Genomic DNA, 20,750 nt, shown 5'->3' on the forward strand with positions numbered 1-20,750 from the left:
GGTGACAGTTTAAGTTAGCATTAATGAGATTCCCGCCTTTGCGGGAATTAAAACTTATTATGAATGCGGTTTTCTTCCATTACTTTAAGGATTTCTTCGTAGTCGTAATAGATGACTCCACCGACTTTTGTGTATGGTAATGTACCATTTATGCGAAGATTTTGTAATGTTCCTGGTGAGATACTTAAAAGGTCTCTTACTTCTGGTGATTTGAGCCATTTTTTAGGTGCAAAACCTGATTGGTGGTTAATGATTGCTTTAATATCTTCCAGTAATTCTTCTTTAAACTCTCGAAGATCTTCGGTAGTGATAATTGTTGCTGCCATAGTAAAGTTTTTAGTTTAAAATAGCTACCGCTTTGAACATAACATTCGCAGCAGTAGCTATTAATGTGATTTGACTTTCGTTTGGCAAATATGAAGGGAATTGATTTTGTTTATTCACAACGGGGATTGTGTTGTGAACGATTTTACCTAAATCCCTTCATCGGTATCTTCCATTCGTTTTAGCAATCCTTTATTTAATGTGGTAAGAAATTTTGCTCTATCGGCTTTCCGAGTCCTAATTTCAAGGAATGTACGACGGTATTGCCCTAAATCTATTTCAAAAATATGTTCAAAATATTCTGCAATATCTTTTAAATCAGCAGCACCATTATTAAAGACACCTTCTGTGTGTAATGCATAAACCAGCTCAATTAAGGCTACTTTTGGGCTTGTCCAAATCATTTTCAAGTTCGGTTTGCGTTGTGATTTTTCGCCATTGTCTTTACTACCAATTAATACTAAATTATTTTCTAAATACAATTGAATTAAATCGTTGGCTAGTATCTTAGCTACTTTATAATCATGTGAGGTTGAAAAGTTTGTATCTGCTTCAAAGTAGTAGCTAGATAACGACATTTTAATGTCGAACTTACTACGTAAAAAGTATTTATGATCTAGGTATGTACTACCTGAACGGTAGTATTTATAAAACTCTAATTCATTGTCAAAAAATGCTTTCAGTTTAACCAATTCATTGTTATAATATTTTTTTACAATTCGGCTACCTCCGTTTGGTCTTTTCATTTCAATTTTAAAAATTGTATTGTAATAAATTAACTTGGATGTAAACTGGGGTTTAATTTCTTTAAAGAATTTTATCTCTTCTGCATCTGTTTTAAACTTTGTTTTTAACAAAACGCCTCTTAATGAGTCTATAGTTTTTAGAATGATTTCTATTGCTTTTTCACATCGAGTAGATTGATTATCGATTTCTAAATCTATGAAGTTTAATTGATCATTAAGATTAGTTAGTAGGTTATTTATTTTTGAACTCAAATAGTTTTATTTTTATTAAACTCATTTAACATTTCTAATCCTTTTACCGACACCAACCTATGTAAAAACAATGAGTTTAAAAACTTAAGCGTATTTTGGTTTGTTCCTGGATTGTAGAAAAAACCATCCAAAAAAATGATTTTAGAAATATCATTAAAAGATTCACAAATTTCTTCTGTGTTTATATCCATTTTATAATACCCTTCTTGTTTACCCTTAATGATATTTTCTCTAAGAAAAGGTATTACTATAATATTTTTGTGTTTAACAACTTCTAAGAAAATTGTTGGATAGTATTTTTTTAATTCTTTGCCAAATGAAGCAGATATGTTAAAAGAAAGCTCATTTATATAATCAAAAAAAAGTATTAATTCTTGTAATGCATTTTTGCTTATTTGTTTGTTTTCAAAAATTTCTTTTTTCAGCTCTTTTATTTGTAATTCTATAACTTGATGTAATAAATCGTCTTTATTTTCAAAATATTTATAAATTGTTTTTTTAGACACACCGCATTTTTTTGCAATATCATCCATTGTGATATGCTGGATCCCATAATTAAAAAACATATTGACTGCTTGTTCTAAAATCATTTTTTTTCTATTAAAAGCCATACTCTATTTTTTTGTTATGATAAATTTCCAATCCATCTCCTTTTATATTCATCTTTATATTTTCGTTTCCAACGTCTATGACTCCAGAGGTAGTTTTCAGGGTTTTTATATATTGACTCTTCTAATTTTTTGGCATAAAATTGTGTGATTAATCCAACTTGATATTGTTCTGAAAAATCAAAAAGAGGTGTTATAACAAATTTGTAATAACCTCTATCTAAACGAATAATGTTTGCAAAAAAGGAAGTGGTTTTATTTGATGCCGTATAAAGTTCGGCTCCACTTAAAAAGGCTGTTTTTTGGTTTAAAAAATTTGTCCAAAAACTTTTTATTGAAATTTTTGGGGTTTGGTCTGCAACTAAAACTAATACATGTGGATTGTCCTTGAATTTTTCAATCTCTCGTTTTAATTTTTTTGATGAAACCAATTTTGAACCAAATCGACTCCTCATTTGCTTCATTAAGCTATTAAACTTTTTATTTTTTATGGGTTTGTAAGCAACTATAACATTATCTTCTAATACACTTGAAATATGTAAATTCGCCCATTCCCAATTAAACTGATGCCCCAAATAAACATGACAATTTTTCTTTTGAGATATTATGTTTATTAATTCAGAATAATCTACAGAGATCCTGCTATGCAATTCTTCTTTTGATATCGACAAAAGTTTTAATGTCTCAATAAAATTATCGCAGAAATTTCTGTAAAATTTTTTCTCAATAATTAGCCTTTCTTTTTTGTTTAGACTGGTAAATGAATTCTTAATGTTTTCTGATACCGTTTTTCTACGATATTTTACAACATAATACAACAAATAATAACAGACATCTGATATCAGATACAATAGTCTTAACGGAAGAAGTGAAAACACATATGATATTTTGTAAAGCATAAGTCAGAGTTTAATATATTTGTAATGGCTTGTTCTATGTTTAACACCTAACTAGCCAGGTATAAATAATCTATATCAATATTCTCAATTTTATCCTCCTTAATTGTTGTATTGATATTTTTTCAATTCTATATATTCTACTAATTGTGGTGTACAAATTTTTGTTAGATTTTTTATCTATAATTTCAAAAGTATAATCCCTAATGTTATTTACTATTTTAGTTATTTTGGTATTATCTTTCATAAATTATATTCAGTATTATACTGATGATTTATCCTTTTTCAACATTGAAACAACTATATATATCCCTAGAAATAATGAAATTGTAAAACCTAAAAAACCAAGAACAGGTATGTTATAAATTTTAGGGGGCATGTCTGCTAATACTAGTATTGCAGAACCAATTGAAAGTGCTGCTAAAATTATTGCTATTACTAGACGATCTACTGTACTTGCAACTAACTCAATACCTTTTATCTTGTGCGATACTTCTATATCGTTCTCTTTAATTTTGTGAACTAGAGATTGTATTTCATTAGGTAAATCCCCTAGAAGTTCTGAAATATTTTGTAGTCTTTTTATACCTTTGACAAAGGTATATTTTGGGGAAAGTTTTTTTTGAATAATCTCAATAGCATAGGGTTCTATTATTTGATAAACATTAATATTTGGGTTTAATTTTCTACCTATACCTTCAATTAATGCAATCCCTTTCATTAAGAGATAAACGTAATCAGGAAATTCTACTTCATTTTGTTTAAATATTTCTTTTAATTTTTTTGTAATTAAGGTTAAGTCAATATTATTTAATGAAGACTCATCCACAATTTCAAAAATTTGATAAACATCTCGTTCTAATTGTTTTTGATTTTTTACAGAGTATGTTATTGCTATTTTTTTTAGTGTAGATATTAATTTTTTAGCATCCTTATTTATAAGATATTGTAAGAAATCTTCGATATGCTCGATATCTGAAGGCATTAACCTTCCCATAATACCAAAATCTATAAAAGAAATCTCTCCTTTGTATGTTACAAAAATGTTTCCTGGATGTGGGTCTGCATGAAAATAACCATTCTTTAATACTTGTTGCATATACATATCAAAGCCTACCATAGCTACTTGATTAGTATCAAACCCTTGATTTTCTAGTGAAGATATGTCCGTAATCTTAATGCCTTCTATAAATTCTAAACACAGAATATTATTATTAGACAAATGCTTAAATGTTTTATGCACATACAAGTTTTCATCTTCTTGAAAATCTTTTCTGAAGCGTTCAATATTATCGAATTCTTGCAAGAATGAAAGTTCTGTATGGATTGATTTTTCAAACGTATGAACAATTTTATATAAATTTATCTTCTTACTTTCTGCATTATAGTTTTCGAGTATTTTGGCAAGGTCTTTCATTATTAAAAGATCTGCTTCTATTGTTTCTTGAATTTTTTCTCTTTTTATTTTTAAGACTACTTTTTCTCCTGTTTTTAATTGCGCTTTAAAAACTTGGGATATTGAAGCTGTTGCAAAAGGTTTTTCATCTATAGATTCAAAAAAATCATCTGGGTTAATTTGTAATTCTTTACCTATTTTTTCTCTTACATTTATAAAATCTTCGCCAGCATTATTTTGAAGTTTTTTTAATTCTGCGGTAAGTTCAGAGGGTAATAAATCATCTCTATCACTAAATAATTGCCCTAATTTTATATAAGTTGGTCCCAAATCTGAAATAGCCATTCTAATACGTGCATAAACAGAAAGTGATTTTATTCTATCTATTTTTTCATTTGCATGAATAAATTTCTTAGGTATTATCTTGTCGATACTACTATGTGAAATAATATCTTCGAATCCATATTTTGAGAGTACCGAAGCTATTTTAATAGTTCTAGTTATTTTATTAGTATTATTTCCCATTATGATTTATATGTTTTGTTTTGCCTATTATAGATTTAACTTGAGCTTTGTGTTGTTTGTGAGACCTTATCTTTAAAAACCAAAGTGCGATGTGGAAACGGTATTTCTATACCTTCTTTATCAAAACGTTTTTTAACACTTTCGTAGAGATCACATTTCATTGCAAATGCTTCTTCAAAATTGTTTGCCCAAGCCCAAGCTCTTAAAGTAACCTCAGAATCATTTAAACCAATAACACGTACCTTTACTTTTTTTTCATTATTATATTTATCTAATTCACTTCTATTGTCTATCAAATATGGATGGCTTTCACATTCTTCTCTTATGATATGTTTTGCCAAATCGATGTCGCTGTCATAAGAAATACCTATTTCAATCCATTGACAACACTTGCGTTCCCCTAAATCATAATTGACTAATTTTTCTTTGTTTATAATGGCATTAGGAATTACTATCATCTTATTTTCATAATCTCTAATTACAGTATGGCGCAATGTAATGTCAGTAACGGTACCTATCATGGTTTGATCTACCTTAATAATATCTCCTATCTTAAAAGGCTTAAACGAAACAATAAAAAAACCGCCTATAAGGTTTGCTAGTGCTTCTTGAGAAGCAACTCCAGCTATAATAGCAATAATACCTGCTCCACTTAAAACGGTTTGAGCTATATCTCTTAATGATGGAAAAGCTAGTATTGCTAATAATGTTCCAAGAAAGTAAACACAAACAATTGCTACATACCTTAAAAACTTATAACTTGTAGCATCTTGTTGTTGTGCTGTCTTTTCTTTTATTTTTTTAGAAAACCATAATTGCACAAAAGAGGCTATTACTAGGGTTAGCACTGCAATAACACCCAAATACAAGACAAGGAAAAAATTGGTTGTGGCCGTCTTATAATGTTCTTCATCGATAAAAATAAAAGCAAGAGCCATAATCCCTAAGACGATCCAAAGTGCATTTAAAATACGTTTGGTTAAATGGATTGTTTTTGGGTCTTCATTAGGGTATTTTTTAAGCGCTAGCTTTTCAAGTTTATTGTGCAATAATTTTGTTAAAAAACGTAAAAACACCACCACAGCAATTACGATAAACATATAAAAAATGGACTGCTTATAGTTGTTGTAAAATTCTATCATATGGTTTTGTTATTATGTCTTAGATAACTTCATAGAATTTTGAAGTTATTTTACTATTAATTTTTCTACTACATTTTCGCCGGTAATAAAATCTTTTCCTGAGAACAAAACATATTTAGCTTTTGTTTTTAGGGAAGTTGAACCTTCTTTAAGTTGAACAAACATGCTATCTAAGTATAGTTTACACTTGTTTATAGTTACATAAACTCTAGGTTTTTCTTTATCACTAAAAGTGAGATAGAATTTTAACTTTGATGATGCTGCCAAATGCATTTCTATAAGATTTGGCGCAATTAATTTCGTAATCATTCCGTAAGCAAATTGCTTTTGAATTTTATTCAATGGTTTTTTAGCACCGTCTTCTGTATAGACTATTCTATACTCATTAATTGGATTCTCAGTGCTAATAAAATCTCCTTCCATATTTGCATCATATACATAAGTATTATAGTTATTACTATGTTGTATATAAAAAAGTCTTGATGCTGTTTTTTCAGGTACCGGGTAATTTTCCTGTGAAAAGAGGATGGAATTAATAAAAAAGCAAAAGAAAAAAGAAAAAAAAGTTTTCATACAAAATTCTATTTGTTTGTTTTCAATAGAAAATAAATTAATCAAGGAAACGTAACAATTCATTCTTTTTTTCTTTAGCATAAACATACCCAGTCTGGTATATTTCATCTGCTTTTTTGAAATCGAAAATTCCATAGTCTCTAATACTTGGTGGTTCTATATATACATCGCATTTATATTTTTGAGTTTCTACAGAGTTGCCAATTGCTATTTGAACTGTTCTTTCAATAATTTGTTTATAACCTATTTTACCTTCTATGGTGTTTATGCGATTTACATTGACGCCAATAATTTTATCGACTTTACCTTCTAAAATATTTACAGGAAAATTATTTAAAATACCACCATCACTAAGGTAGATTCCTTCAAATAAAACAGGTTGAAAAACCAATGGTACACAACAAGAAGCTTTTACAGCTGTGGCTAATGAACCTTCATTAAAAATTTTTAATTTTCCGTTATTCAAATCTGTTGCTGTGATAAATAATGGAATTTCTAATGACTCCAACGTTTCCTGAGCAATATGTTTTTTAATTATATTCTCGAATATATCTGTTGAAAATAATCCTACACCTTGTCGTTTAAATAGGCTTGAATAATTAAAGAATTTTTCAGATTTTCCTATTTTAAAAATTTGTTTAGGCTCAAAGCCTGCTGCATAAAATGCTCCAACTAAAGCACCTGCGCTTGTACCAGAAATAACAGAAGGTTTTATGCCTAACTCTGTTAAATACTGTAACACGCCAAGATGTGCCATACCACGAATACCGCCTCCAGAAAGTGCTAAACCTAGTTTACTCATTTTATTATTTTAAAACAACCCTTGACGTTTTAATGACAAGGATTGTTTTTTATTATAGAGACTTAAACGCTTTTTTTAAATGTTTGTAAGATTGTGATACTTCTTTTTTAAAGTTGTCCAACTTTTCTGTAGCCTGTTCTTTTTCCTCATCAAGTTTTGAAGCAAATTCTTTGAATTTTTCGGTAGCTGCTTCCATACTATTCTTATATTCTTGTGTTAGTTCAACTTTTTTTCCTGATATGTTTTTTTCCAAAAGTTCTAGTTGTAACTTGGATTTTTGAGAAATAGCATTAAATAATTGATTTGTTCTTTTAGTTTGAGGGCTATTTTTAATACTTTTCTTCGCATCATTAATAGCATTAACAATATTTTTCTTTTGCGTTTCAAAAGCTTCTTTTGAATAAGTAACATCTTCATCTAAGTGTTCTTCAATTTTTTCTAAATTGTTTTTTATAAACACCTCTGTTTCTTTAAGTTCGTGAGCTAGTTCAATTTTAACTTCATGAATATTTTTCTTTAAATCTGCTTTTGCCTTTTTAAATTCATCATTCATTTCTGCTTTACCAAGAGAAACTTGAACCGCTTAACGGTCTAATTCTTGTTGATCTTTTATTAGCTTTTCAGCTATTCTTACTCTAATTGGTTTTTGTGATTTTTTTTCCATTTTGTTTATTTTTTAAGGTTAATCTTTTTTTATTTAAAATCTCCAATTGCTTTTTTATAATTGGCTTCACTTATTCGATAATTTGCTTTAGCATCAATAACGTCTGAATATGCTTGCTGCCAAAGCACTTGCGCTTCCAAAACATCTTTTCCCGTTACGGTTCCAACATCAAAGCGATCTTGATTTAATCTTAAATTTTCATCAGCTTGTTGTAACGATTTTTCTGTAATTTCAACTTTTTGTATTGCCTGTTGAAGCTCTAAATAGGCATTTTGAATTTGAAGTGACAATAATTCTTCGGTTTCTTCCAATTCTAATTTTTGTGCTTCGACTTTGAATTCTTGTTCCTTCACTTTTTTCTTTCTGCTTCCCCAATCAAATATGGGTATATTGACATTTAACAAACCGTAGTAAGAGGTTAAATCATTACTTCCATCTGTGAAATTAATTTGTTTGCCATTAGCATAGATTCCGCTTACATTAAGTCCAATTGTTGGCTTTCTGTCAGCTTCTAAAATTTTAGATTGTAACTCTTCAATTTCAACAGCTTTTTTAAGCATTTTTATTTCTGGTCTATTATCAATTGCTGTTGATTGTGAAACTTCATCTAATAAAATAACATCATTACTAATTGTATCCTTTACTGAAAAATCTATGTTAGACATACCTGTTAATTGTGACATCTTCAGTTTTAGCAGTTTAAGCCCATCTTTTGCTTTTGTTAAATCTAGTTCTGCCTGGTTTAACTGTACTTGTACACGTAAAACATCGTTTTTATATATAATACCGGCATTGTATGAGTTAGTTAAATCCTTTAATAATTCTGTTAATAACGCTTTATATTTATTAGCTAACTCTACTTTGCTTTTTACATTTATTATTTGCCAATACGTTGTTTCAACATTTAAAAGCACTTCGCTATCTGTTAGTTCTTTTTGTGAAGTATACAAATCCACTGCTGTAGAACTCATTTGTTTAGCCGTGTTTATTTTACCACCCGCATAAATTACTTGAGTAACTCCTAAAGAGGCGTTTGCGAAAAACTCTGGCAGTAATGTATTTAATGGGTCTCCAACATGAACTCCCATACCACTTGCTTCTACGAAGGGTTTGTCTGATGCATAAACCGATGCCTTCGCAGCTTTGGCTGCTTCAATGGTCTTATCTGCTTTTTTAATTTTTTTATTATTAGATAAGGCCATTGATTTTGCTTCTTCTAAACTCAACAACCTATCTTGGGCTATAGCCTGGTGAAAAATGGTAAAAACCAGCAAAAAAACTATTGATAGCGTATATTTATATGTACTCATAATTTGTTTTAAGTTTTTCTAAAAGAACTATAGAAACTACTGCTTTATATAAAAAGAGGGATTATTGCTATTAATCTTTTAAAACAGTAGTCCTATAGTATTCTTATTTATTTCTTGATTCGTTTTTTTAATTTATGCTTCATCACTTCTAATTTGCGAAGTGTTCTACTCTTCTTTTTAGGTTTATACAAGATGGTTTCAAATACTTCTGCATTAGGATGAGGATGTACTTCATCTGGTTGAGGATTAACAAATTTGTAATAGAGTATAGGTACTATAAATAAGGTTAATACCATAGAAACTATTAAACCAACTGCTAATACACTTCCTAAAGGTGCCCATAGCGGTGATTTACCCACTATCATTGGAACCACACCAATAGCTGCTGCTGCAGATGTTAAAAAGATTGGACGCATTCGTCTTTTACCTGAAGCTTTAGCTGCTGCTTTTACGGTATAACCGTGTTCTAATACCAATTCATCTGCATAATCCACCAAAATAATTCCGTTTCTTACTACGATACCAATTAGACTAATAATTCCCATAAAGGCCGTAAAACCAATTGGATTCCCTGTAAGTAACAGCCCCAAGAATGCTCCTAATAAACTCAACGGAAATGTTGCTAAAACAATTAATACTTTTGTAAAATCCTTAAATTGAAATAAAAGCACTAAAAAGATGAGAATTAAACTTATACCTAAAGAAGCCATCATGTGTGGTGCAGTTTCATTAGTGCTTTCGTACTCACCTCCATAGTTGATTGATATACCTTCTGGTAATTGTAATGCATTAATTTTAGGCATAATGCCATTCTGTATTGTGGCTGCTTTTATGCCCAATTGCGCTTCAGCTCTAACCGTTAATGTTCTTAAACCATTTCTATGTGTAATAGCTCCTGTATGCCATTCAGGTGTAATGTCTGCCACTTCTCTTAAAGGCACTTTTGTACCAAATACTGTAGGTATGTTTAAAGCTCCTAAATCGTTAAAGTTTTCACGGTTTTCAGCATCAAAACGCAAAAGAATATCAATAGCTTTATCTCCTTCATATAGCGTAGAAACTGGATACCCTTTTAAGCCTGCTCCCAAAGTTTGCGAAACCATTGCATTTGTTACTCCTAAACGATTTGCCTTATCGTCATTTAAATTTACTTTTACTCCATAATAATCATCTTGATACGATGTTCTTACCCAGTTTGTACCTTTTGCTTCTTCTAAAATTGTTTTTACTTGCTCAGCTACTTGTTTTTGTTTAATTAAATCCTCACCTACAATTCTTACTTCAACAGGTGCCGGTGTTTCTTTCATTGAAAGTTGTCTTATACGTATATAACCATCTGGAACAAAACCTTCGAATTTTTTAATGTACTCATCTGCCAATTCTTGTGTGGCTTCTTTACCTGTTGTAGTTATAAATATTTGGGCAAAGTTTTTACGAGGAAATTCTGGTGCATACGTAGAATGAAATCTTGGGGAACTAGTACCAACAAAACTAGCTACACCCAAAACTCTTTCATCTTGTTTTATTTCATTCTCAACACGTGTTACTACATCTTCCGTTTGTTTTAAATTTCCTCCATTAGGTAACCAAACTTCTATGTTAAACTGATTTCTTTCTGCAGTTGGAAACAATTCCTGCTCTAATCCCATTGCTACTAAAACTGCTAATACAACAGATAAAAAACCAATAAATAATGTTGCTTTTGGCCATCTAAAGCTATAATCTAGTGCATTGTTAAATACATGCTGCAACCTATCTAACATACTTTTTTTATCTCCATCACTTACCTTGTGTTTTAATCCTTTTTTTATAAAGACATAGCACATATATGGTGTTAACAATAATGCTACTAACAACGAAGCAAATAGTGCAACAGCAACAGCAATAGGTAAAGCTTGTATAAATTCCTTAGCTAAGCCATTTAAGAAAAAAGCTAATGGTAAGAAAGCAAAAATAATTGCCATGGTTGCTGTAAAAATTGGCACCATTAATTGAGTAGCACTTTGCCAAGCAGCTGTCCATCTATCTTCTCCTTCATCTAATTTTTCAATGTAATTATCTACAACTACAATGGCATTATCCACTACCATACCCAATACTATAATTAAGGCTGCTAATGTTACCTGATGAATTTCTATACCAATAACATTTAAAACTCCAAATGTTATAACAATAGCTATAGGACATGCCACTGCCGAAACTATTGCCACCCTGAATGGTAATAACAGAATTACCACAATAATTACTGCTACAATTGCAATAACAAATTCTAGCATAAAGTGGCTAATACTTCCTTTTACAACTGAAGGCTGATCTACAATAGTAGTAACTTGAACATCTTGAGGTAATTGTTTTTTTACTTCATTGATTTTTTCTGTTATTTTCTCTCCAAATTGGACGATGTTATTACCTGGTTGCATCTCTACAGTTAACATCATTACTTTTTGATCATCAACTTTAATAAAGCTTGACACTTCTTCGTAACGACGTTCAATAGATGCCACATCTTTTAAGCGAACCACTTTACCATCTGGACTACTATACACAATTTGATTACCTAAATCAGCTTCATTTTTATATTGATTTTTGGCAAAAACAGAGACCTCAGAATCTTCTAAAGTAATACCACCAGAATATCCAGTATTATTTTGCATTTGAATAACTTGAGCAATAGTTGAAAAATCGAAACCATATTGTTTCATTTTTTCGTCTTGTACCGTTACGTAAATCTGCTGTTTTTGTCCTCCATAACGTTTTATTTTTGATGTTTCGTTAATGGTTTTTAAACCATCTTCTAACTCATCTAAATATGTTTCAATTTCCGCATAACTACGTCCTGGTGCGGAAACTGTTATCATTTGAGCTACAACATCTCCAAAGTCACTATTTACTATTGGGCCAATCATTCCTTGAGGAAGTGTGTAATTTTGCCTAAATGTGGTATTTAAACCATGTTGTAAAGTCGCCCAAAACCCATCAGTATCTATGACATTTTCATTCAATTCTACAGTGATAACAACTTGGCCTTCTTTGGTTTCTGATATTGTTTTTTCCTTTCTAACCTCCTCAAAACCAAATAAAAACTGTTCAATCTGATTGGTTAATTGTTGTTCTACCTGCAACTCGTCTGCGCCAGGAAAAGCTGCTATTACCAAACCTTTACGAACCGTAATTTGTGGATCTTCACTTCGAGCCATAGTCGCTAAAGCATATATTCCCAAAATCATTAACAATATCGTAAGTACAATGGTTACCTGACGGTATTTCATTGCAGCCTCTATAAAGTTTATTTTTACTTTTTTCATCATCTTATTCAGTTCTTTTATAGAGACACTGTTTGCCCGTCTTTTAAATTTTTGTTTCCTGCGATTACAACCGAATCACCTATTGACAAGCCCTTGGTAACTATTACTTCATTTCCTTTAAAACTACCAAGAGACACCCTTTTTTTAATGGCTTTATTTTCCTTTACGACAAATACATATAGTATATTGTTAGCATCTCTTATAATACTTTCTGAAGGAACTGTAATAACATCTACAGTATTACCTGTATTGATTTTTATATTACTAATCATTCCTGGTAATAGTTTATCTTCCTTATTGTCAAGGCGAACTTTTACATTAAAAGTTCTGGTTACAGCATCTGCACTTGGATTTACAATAGCTACTTTACCATTAAAAGTTTCATTTAATGAAGAGATTTCAACTTTAGCGTCTGTACCTATTTTGAGTTTAGATATTTCAGATTCAGTAATAGAAGCCTTAGCATATACTTTATCTGTTTTCATTACAGTAAAAGCAGGAACACCAGGTGCTGCTGTAGCACCTATTTCTGTCATTTTAGCTGTAATCATTCCAGAAAAAGGGGCATAAAGTTTAGTGTCTGCTAAATTTTTTGCTGCTAAATTTTTGTTTGCGTTTGCTTGGGCTACAGCCACTTTAACTGCAATAAAATCGCGTTCTGGCAAACTACCTTTTTGATATAAACTATTTAATCTTTTGAAGTTATCATTTGCTTGTTCTAAGCCTGCATTTGCTATATCAAATGCATTTTTATAGGTGGTTTGGTCTATTGTTGCTAGTAACTGCCCTTTGTTTACTTTTTGACCTTCTTGAACATAAACTTTTGAAATTCTACCGGGAACTGAGAAACCTAAAGATACTGTGTTATCTGCTTCAATGGTTCCACTATATGTTAGGGATTCCTTTTCTACTGTTGAATTAATTTTTTTAACAGTGACCTTGGGAATCACAACTTCTTTTACAGTTTCCTTTTTTTCTGAACAACCTACTAATAATAAAGCCAAAGTTGTAAAGGTGATAATTTGCTTCATATTTATTGCTATAATTTTATAATAATAGGTTACAAAAGTCCTATTATTGATATAATTACAACAGGTCTACAAAAAGGAAAAATTGGTCAAAATCAGTTATTTTTATTAAAAAAAATAAAAAAAATGCACTATTAAGGAAGTTTGTTGGTCAAAACTTAACTTTTAAACTTAATCTCTCTGAACTTAGAAGGTGAGTAACCCGTGTGTTTTTTGAAATATTTACCAAAGAAAGATTGGTCACTAAATTGAAGCTCGTTTGCAACTTCCGAGATTGATAAGGTTTGATTTTTTAACAGTAGTTTTGCCTCCATTATTACCGCTTCATCAATTAATTGACTTGCTGTTTTTTTTGAAATAATTTTTAAAACCTTAGACAAATAACCAGGTGTTAAACATAAAATATCTGCATAAAATTGAACTGTTCGTTCTTGCTTAAAATTTTCATTTAACAATTTCAAAAAACGAAGTGCTAATTTTTCCTGTCTTGTTAAATTTGCTTCTAGATTAGGAAACTGTATCTTTAATAATGAAGCGTAATGATACATTAATAAGTTAAAACTATGAGTTATTATCTCATTATTATATGGGTTATTTTTTCCAAGTCGATTATTTTTTTCTAAAATTTTTGAAACAGAAATAAACGTTTTTAAATCCTCCTTAGATAATTTTAACTTGGGGATACTATTTGCCGTAAAAAAGTCTAAAGTATCAATATCATTTTTGTTAATTGAGTTTCTCAATATAAAATCAACATTAAAGCTAATAGTTGCTATTTCAAGATTTTTGCTCATTTCTTGAATATGAGTAACCGTTTGTGGATTTATAACTATTATCTCTGAGTTTTTTATAGTATATCTCAGTAGATTTAATTGGATTTTTAAACTTCCCTTAACTACTAGTAAAAAAGCATAGGAATTACCTCTAAAAGGATAACCTATAGGAATTTCTTTAAACTTATTTTTTGATAAATGAACATGTAATCCATTTTCTTCTTGTGGTATATCTCCAATAATTTCCACCAAATCATCTATTGTAAGACTTTTTATTGAAGATTGTGGATACATTTTGAGTAGATTTTGTACTCAAATATACTGTATTATTTTATTTTGATTTAGAATGAATCTTTTGATTGTTTTTATTAATCATCTTAATCTTTAAAGTATTAATATCTTCACTTACTTTTCTTTCAATCACTCTGGCATAAATTTGAGTAGTAGCAATCTTGGTATGACCGAGTAGCTTAGAAACAGTTTCTATTGGTACACCATTACTTAAAGTTATAGTGGTAGCGAATGTATGTCTAGCCATGTGAAAGGTCAAGTTCTTTTTGATTTTGCATAAGTCTGCTATTTCTTTTAAATAAGCGTTTATCCTTTGATTAGATAATCTAGGAAGTATTCCATTATTCGCAACAACTCTTGGATGGTTTTCATATTTAAAAACTAGCTCTAATGCCTTATCTAGAAGTGGGATTTTTACATTAGTCTTTGTTTTCTGCCTTTTAGTAATTAACCAGTCGTTACCATCAATACCTTTAACAATATTATCTCTGGTAAGATTATTTAGATCTATATAAGAAATACCAGTATAGCAACTAAATACAAATAAATCTTTAACTATGTTTAGCCTATTAACAGGACTGTGAAAGTTTTCTAATTTCAATAATTCACTTTCAGAAAGGAACTCTCTTTCTCTCTTTTCAAAAGAACTCTTAAACCTTACAAAAGGATCTCTGTCTATCCATTCTAAATGGTATGCCATAGTAACCATTTTACGCAACCTCTGTAAATGTTTCATTGCAGTATTATTACTGATTTTTCGTTGGTGGTCTGTGGGTTCGTGTGCTTTTAAATAGTATTCAAAATCTACAATAAAAGAATAGTCTAAATTTGATAAGTAGATATTGTCTGTTTTGATTTTTTTAGACAAAAAGGATTTCAAGTAATTTTGAGTTGTCTTGTAGTGCCTCATTGTGTCTTTGTGAAGATTTTTGCTCATAGTGGTATTGTGGTATTCGAAAAGCTCTAGTAAACTTCTGTGTTGTTCGTCTTCCCCTAAATATCGAGCTTTAATAGCTTGAGCAGTTATAAGCTTGTTTTCGCTCAATAGTTGTTCGTAAGCCAAGTAAATTTGGCTACGAACTTGTTCTAAAAATCTATTAAATAATTTGGCTTCTTGGTTGCTGCCTTTTAGTTTGCTCTTTGCAGAATCCCATTCGGATAAAATGACTTTTCGCTTTAAACTGATGTTAACTCTTTTACCGTTTACAGTTACTCTAGCATAAACCGGTACCTGGTTGTTATTTAATCGTGAAGTGTTAACCCAAAATAGAAGGGAAAATGTTGACCGAGTTCTCATAATTGTCGTCTTTTAGTTAAACATTACTCAAAGACGAAAGTCAAATCAACTACTTGAATTACAGTTTTTTATATCTTATTCGGTCAACACTTTTTGAACATTTATTTGTTGACCGATTAGCGTCCATAAGATATTAAATTTTATCAAATTTTATGATGCCCTAAAAACTAGAAAACCTTGCAAATCATATAGTTTGCAAGGTTTTGACACACATTGAATGTGTTTCTAGTGATCGCGACAGGATTCGAACCTGTGACCGTCTGCTTAGAAGGCAGATGCTCTATCCAGCTGAGCTACGCGACCCTTCAAGAATTATAATTCTGAAGTCGGGGTGGCAGGATTCGAACCTGCGACCTCCTGCTCCCAAAGCAGGCGCGATGACCGGGCTACGCTACACCCCGAAAAGTGTAAAACTCGTAGTGTAGTTTATCTCGAGTAAAATCGAGAGGCTACACCCCGAAAAATGGCGGAGAGACGGGGATTCGAACCCCGGCAACACTTACGCGTTGACAGATTAGCAATCTGCTCCATTACCACTCTGGCACCTCTCCAATGCATTATATAAAAGAACATTTCTCAAATGCGGATGCAAATGTAACGTATCATCTTTAAGAACGCAACTATTTCAATCGTTTTTTTCCCTAATTTATTCGGGATATTCAATTCTTAAATGATAAATGTTTGCTAATTTGCGTTTTAAGACTTTTTTAATCGATTGTATTTCCTTAAATGTAATGTTAGCGTTTAAAAACTGCTCTTCAGCCAGTTGCTTGCTAATAATGTTTTCAACAAAACCATCAATCTTTGTCGATGTTGGCTCTTTCAAGCTTTTCGAGGCCGCCTCTACACTATCACACATCATTAAAATTGCGGTCTCCTTGCTAAAAGGCTTGGGGCCTGGATAAGAAAAATCGGCAGGATTTACTGCTTCGTTTAATTCCTTTTCTTTGGCATAAAAATAATACACCATGCTCGTACCGTGATGGGTTCTTATAAAATCGATTACCCGGTCTGGTAAATTGTACTTCTTGGCAATTTCAATCCCATTAATAACGTGGGCAATAATTATTTCGGCACTTTCTTTTGGCGATAGCTCGTCGTGCGGATTAAGGCCTGTCGCTTGGTTTTCGGTAAAATAGGTGGGGTTCTTCATTTTACCAATATCGTGATAAAGCGCGCCTACCCTTACCAACATGGCATTGGCACCAATCTCGTTAGCGGCAGCTTCGGCTAAATTAGCCACATTTAACGAATGGTGAAAGGTGCCAGGAGCTTTGTTTGAAAGCTCTTTTAAAAGCTTTGAATTGGTATCTGACAATTCCAACAAGGACACATCAGACACCAAACCAAATAATTTTTCGTAGGCATATATTAAAGGCTGAACAAATAACGTGGCCAAACCACAAAGCACAAACAGCCCAAAAGTTTCCCATTTTAAGTTTTCAATGCTCCCCTCATGAATAACAAAAAACGCAAAATACGCCACTATATAAATTAGGGTAATTTGTCCTACCGAAATAAAGAGGTTGGCCCTTTTATAAAGCTCAGACACCGTTAAAATGGTTACAATACCCGCAATAATCTGTAAAAACATATACTCGTAACTGTTTGAGACAATAGATCCCAACAGCAACACTGTAATAACATGGGTGAAAAGCCCCAGCCTAGCATCGAAAAAAGCCTTAAGCACCAAAGGCAAAATACAAATAGGTACCACATAAATGTACTTGGCGTTAAAATTAACAACCAAAGTGGTAACCAAAACCATTAATAAAATGTTGAAGAAAATAAAGGTTACCTTAGTGTTGTTATTAAAAACAGCTCTTCGGTACTTTTGTAAAAACAACAACAGCATTAATAACGCCAAAGCCACCAATAAGGTATAGGCAAACACAATCCAATTGTAGTTCGAGGCGCTCCAAACCTGCGATTCGTATTCTGCCTCGAGAGATTTTAGCTTTTGGTATTTATCCCCTTCAACAACTTCACCCTTAGAAATAATTAAGGTTTCTTTTTCTACACTGCCCCTAGTATACGACACTTTGCTCAACTCGTTTTCCAACACTTTTTCGGTAAACGATTTGTCATAGGTTATGTTGGGTTCTACAATGTCGAAAAACAGCGAGACAAACAAATTAAAATACCTGTCGTAGCCCTCGTTTTCCAACTTAGCTTGTATTATTGGGCGCAAATCGCTTTGCTTTGTTAATTCGCGGTAGGTTACAGCATGCTTTTCATTCCGATCCTCTAGTACTGCAACGTGCCTGTCTGGTAAAAAATCGTAATCCTGATCTAAAAGGCCATTTCGGTACAAACGTTCAATAAGCTCCTGCCCTATTTTAAACAGTTCGTTTCTTTCTGTTCTAGAAACCGAATCTGGAATAGTATTCGTAAACCCCTGACTGTAAGCCCTAACAACTTGCTGTTTAACTCCTGAACTTAAATTAAAGTACAACACCGATTGCTGGGTAATTTCGGTTTTTTCGGCATTAATTTCATCGGCCGATTTTTTTATGGCAAAACCAAAAGGTGCATAAAGGTTTTCGGACTGCCAGGGTTTGCCACGCTCGAAATTATATTTAAACTTGCCACTCTTAGGAAACAAATAAACAATTAAAAACGTTGTGCTTATAAAAAGTAATATCTTGTATATAAGCGAATGGTTCCTGTAAAGGGCGTTAATAAAATCTTTCATCTAAACGGTTCAATACTCCAAATGTAGTAAAAATATCAACGAAAATATAAACCGTTTAATACCGCATACATTATCAATTTTACTAAAAAATGATTAATTTTGGGCAACATTAAAAAAACCTTAGAATTTATGAATAAAGAAGTCGTTATAGTATCTGCTGCAAGAACTCCCATAGGAAGTTTTTTAGGGTCATTATCTACAATACCTGCGCCAAAATTAGGGGCCATAGCCATAAAAGGCGCTTTAAACAAAATTAACCTAGACCCCAAACACGTTCAAGAAGTCCTTATGGGCCAGGTGGTACAGGCAGGTGCTGGTCAAGCTCCGGCAAGACAAGCGGCTATTTATGCTGGAATTCCAGACACGGTACCTTGCACAACCATTAACAAAGTGTGCTCTTCTGGTATGAAAAGCGTGATGCAAGCGGCACAAACCATTGCTTTAGGCGATGCCGATATTGTTGTTGCTGGCGGTATGGAAAACATGAGTTTAATTCCACATTACTTCCACGCTAGAAATGGCAAGAAATTTGGCCCAGCGACTATGGAAGACGGCATGCAAAAAGATGGCCTTGTCGATGCCTACGATAACAATGCCATGGGCGTTTGCGCCGATGCCTGTGCCGTAGAATACAACTTTTCTAGAGAAGACCAAGATGCCTTTGCCATCCAATCGTACGAGCGTAGTGCCGCTGCTTGGGAAGCTGGAAAGTTTAACAACGAAGTAGTGCCTGTTGAAGTGCCTCAGCGTCGTGGCGAACCTATAGTTGTTTCAAAAGACGAAGAATTCACCAATGTAAAACTTGAAAAAATCCCTGCATTACGCCCTGCTTTCACAAAAGAAGGAACCGTTACTGCAGCCAACGCCTCAACCATAAACGACGGCGCTGGAGCCATGGTATTAATGAGCAAGGAAAAAGCCGATGAATTGGGCCTTAAACCTTTAGCTACAATTAAAAGCTATGCCGATGCTGCCCAAGATCCAAAATGGTTTACTACCGCTCCTGCCAAAGCCTTACCTAAAGCCTTAGACAAAGCTGGTATTGGCATTGACGCGGTTGATTATTTCGAGTTTAACGAAGCCTTCTCCGTGGTTGGCTTGGCTAACATGAAAATTTTGGGCTTAAGCGCTAATAACGTTAATGTAAATGGTGGCGCCGTATCTTTAGGCCATCCACTAGGGTGTTCTGGTGTTAGAATTCTTATTACACTACTAAATGTACTGGAGCAAAACAATGCAAAAATAGGAGCTGCAGCAATTTGCAACGGCGGCGGCGGTGCCTCTGCTATGGTTATTGAAAGAACATAACGCTTAATAACCTACTTGATCCCTTTTTAATGCTATACGGAATTTGCCATTTAAGTATTGTTCCCCTAAGGCTTGAACCATCAGATAAAAGCGAACTGGTTTCACAGGTCTTATATGGCGATTATTTTAAAATAATTGAAAAAAGAAAAGCCTGGAGCAAAATAAGGCTTGGTTTCGACAATTACGAAGGCTGGATAGACAACAAGCAACTTGTAGAAATATCTAAAGAACAATACGAAGCCCTACATAAAGAGCAACCCATTGTTGCTACCGATTTGGTCGAGTTTATTGAAGACGAGCACAAGCAGCTTTTCCCCATTCCAATAGGGGCTTGTGTTAACGGCTTACATTTACTTAACCATAAACATGATGGCAATACGCATAGCGAAACGTTTGTAAAAAGCAATTTAATTAAAACCGCTTTTCTTTACTTAAACGCCCCCTACCTTTGGGGTGGGAAAACCCCTTTTGGAATAGATTGTTCTGGCTTTACCCAAATGGTTTACAAACTTAATGGCCACAAGCTGTTAAGGGACGCCTCGCAACAAGCTACACAAGGAGAGTCTTTAAGTTTTATTGAGGAAAGTGAAGCCGGTGATTTGGCTTTTTTCGACAATAGTGAAGGCCATATTGTTCATGTAGGAATTATTATGGAAGACAACTACATTATTCATGCCCATGGCAAAGTAAGAATAGACCGCTTGGACCATTCTGGCATTTACAATCATGAGCAACGTAGGCACACCCATAAACTGCGTGTTATAAAAAAGATCGTATAAAAAAAGCCGCTTTTAAGCGGCTTTTTTATTTATTAG

General features: G+C 32.5%; 17 protein-coding genes and 3 tRNA genes. 2 read left to right on the forward strand and 18 right to left on the reverse strand.

The window, feature by feature from the left end:
- Positions 1-47: 47 nt before the first annotated feature.
- The 18 genes from IA57_RS11930 to IA57_RS12015 form a co-directional block, all read right to left on the reverse strand.
- Entirely contained in the window at positions 48-326 is a 279-nt protein-coding gene (locus IA57_RS11930; RefSeq protein WP_036124021.1) for a helix-turn-helix domain-containing protein, read from the reverse strand.
- Positions 327-473: 147 nt separating this feature from the next.
- On the reverse strand, positions 474-1,322 hold the full coding sequence (locus tag IA57_RS11935; protein ID WP_036124023.1) for an RteC domain-containing protein: 849 nt from the start codon (positions 1,320-1,322) through the stop codon (positions 474-476).
- A complete protein-coding gene (locus tag IA57_RS11940; protein WP_036124025.1) occupies positions 1,319-1,933 on the reverse strand; it encodes a TetR/AcrR family transcriptional regulator in 615 nt (204 codons plus the stop codon). Before IA57_RS11940 ends, IA57_RS11935 begins: the two co-directional genes overlap by 4 nt.
- A 14-nt stretch (positions 1,934-1,947) precedes the next feature.
- A complete protein-coding gene (locus IA57_RS11945) occupies positions 1,948-2,829 on the reverse strand; it encodes a lysophospholipid acyltransferase family protein (protein WP_084176767.1) in 882 nt (293 codons plus the stop codon).
- A gap of 259 nt (positions 2,830-3,088) precedes the next feature.
- On the reverse strand, positions 3,089-4,747 hold the full coding sequence (locus IA57_RS11950) for an ABC1 kinase family protein (protein WP_036124029.1): 1,659 nt from the start codon (positions 4,745-4,747) through the stop codon (positions 3,089-3,091).
- 35 nt (positions 4,748-4,782) lie between these two features.
- Positions 4,783-5,889, reverse strand: a complete 1,107-nt coding sequence (locus tag IA57_RS11955; protein ID WP_036124031.1) for a mechanosensitive ion channel family protein — start codon at positions 5,887-5,889, stop codon at positions 4,783-4,785.
- Positions 5,890-5,934: 45 nt separating this feature from the next.
- The gene (locus IA57_RS11960; protein WP_036124034.1) at positions 5,935-6,462 is read right to left on the reverse strand and encodes a DUF4833 domain-containing protein; all 528 of its coding nucleotides are present in this window, start codon (positions 6,460-6,462) and stop codon (positions 5,935-5,937) included.
- A 37-nt stretch (positions 6,463-6,499) separates the two neighbouring features.
- Positions 6,500-7,264 carry a patatin-like phospholipase family protein gene (locus IA57_RS11965; protein ID WP_036124035.1) on the reverse strand — a complete coding sequence of 255 codons (765 nt, stop codon included), beginning with the start codon at positions 7,262-7,264 and terminating at the stop codon, positions 6,500-6,502.
- A 52-nt stretch (positions 7,265-7,316) separates the two neighbouring features.
- Positions 7,317-7,817: a hypothetical protein gene (locus IA57_RS11970; protein ID WP_036124038.1), complete on the reverse strand. Its 501-nt coding sequence runs from the start codon at positions 7,815-7,817 to the stop codon at positions 7,317-7,319.
- A 140-nt stretch (positions 7,818-7,957) separates the two neighbouring features.
- Positions 7,958-9,238, reverse strand: coding sequence for a TolC family protein (locus tag IA57_RS11975; RefSeq protein WP_051881064.1), 1,281 nt, complete (start codon positions 9,236-9,238; stop codon positions 7,958-7,960).
- 107 nt (positions 9,239-9,345) lie between these two features.
- Positions 9,346-12,546, reverse strand: a complete 3,201-nt coding sequence (locus IA57_RS11980; protein WP_229730286.1) for an efflux RND transporter permease subunit — start codon at positions 12,544-12,546, stop codon at positions 9,346-9,348.
- Positions 12,547-12,560: 14 nt separating this feature from the next.
- The gene (locus tag IA57_RS11985; protein ID WP_051881065.1) at positions 12,561-13,574 is read right to left on the reverse strand and encodes an efflux RND transporter periplasmic adaptor subunit; all 1,014 of its coding nucleotides are present in this window, start codon (positions 13,572-13,574) and stop codon (positions 12,561-12,563) included.
- Positions 13,575-13,729: 155 nt separating this feature from the next.
- Positions 13,730-14,638, reverse strand: coding sequence for a helix-turn-helix domain-containing protein (locus tag IA57_RS11990; RefSeq protein WP_036124042.1), 909 nt, complete (start codon positions 14,636-14,638; stop codon positions 13,730-13,732).
- 37 nt (positions 14,639-14,675) lie between these two features.
- Positions 14,676-15,932, reverse strand: a complete 1,257-nt coding sequence (locus IA57_RS11995) for a site-specific integrase (RefSeq protein ID WP_036124046.1) — start codon at positions 15,930-15,932, stop codon at positions 14,676-14,678.
- Between the two features lie 229 nt (positions 15,933-16,161).
- A tRNA-Arg gene (locus IA57_RS12000) sits at positions 16,162-16,235 on the reverse strand.
- 23 nt (positions 16,236-16,258) lie between these two features.
- Positions 16,259-16,333 (reverse strand) — tRNA-Pro (locus IA57_RS12005).
- 63 nt (positions 16,334-16,396) lie between these two features.
- Positions 16,397-16,483, reverse strand: a tRNA-Ser gene (locus tag IA57_RS12010).
- Between the two features lie 95 nt (positions 16,484-16,578).
- Positions 16,579-18,627 (reverse strand): HD family phosphohydrolase, encoded by a 2,049-nt coding sequence (locus IA57_RS12015; RefSeq protein ID WP_036124049.1) that lies wholly within the window; start codon positions 18,625-18,627, stop codon positions 16,579-16,581.
- A gap of 129 nt (positions 18,628-18,756) precedes the next feature.
- Between IA57_RS12015 and IA57_RS12020 the strand changes: the two genes are divergently transcribed.
- Together IA57_RS12020 and IA57_RS12025 are read left to right on the forward strand one after the other, a co-directional pair.
- Positions 18,757-19,935: an acetyl-CoA C-acyltransferase gene (locus IA57_RS12020; protein ID WP_036124196.1), complete on the forward strand. Its 1,179-nt coding sequence runs from the start codon at positions 18,757-18,759 to the stop codon at positions 19,933-19,935.
- 29 nt (positions 19,936-19,964) lie between these two features.
- Positions 19,965-20,714 (forward strand): C40 family peptidase, encoded by a 750-nt coding sequence (locus IA57_RS12025; RefSeq protein ID WP_036124053.1) that lies wholly within the window; start codon positions 19,965-19,967, stop codon positions 20,712-20,714.
- Positions 20,715-20,750: the final 36 nt, after the last annotated feature.

Origin of the sequence: Mangrovimonas yunxiaonensis, assembly GCF_000733475.1 — a bacterium.
GTDB lineage: Bacteria > Bacteroidota > Bacteroidia > Flavobacteriales > Flavobacteriaceae > Mangrovimonas > Mangrovimonas yunxiaonensis.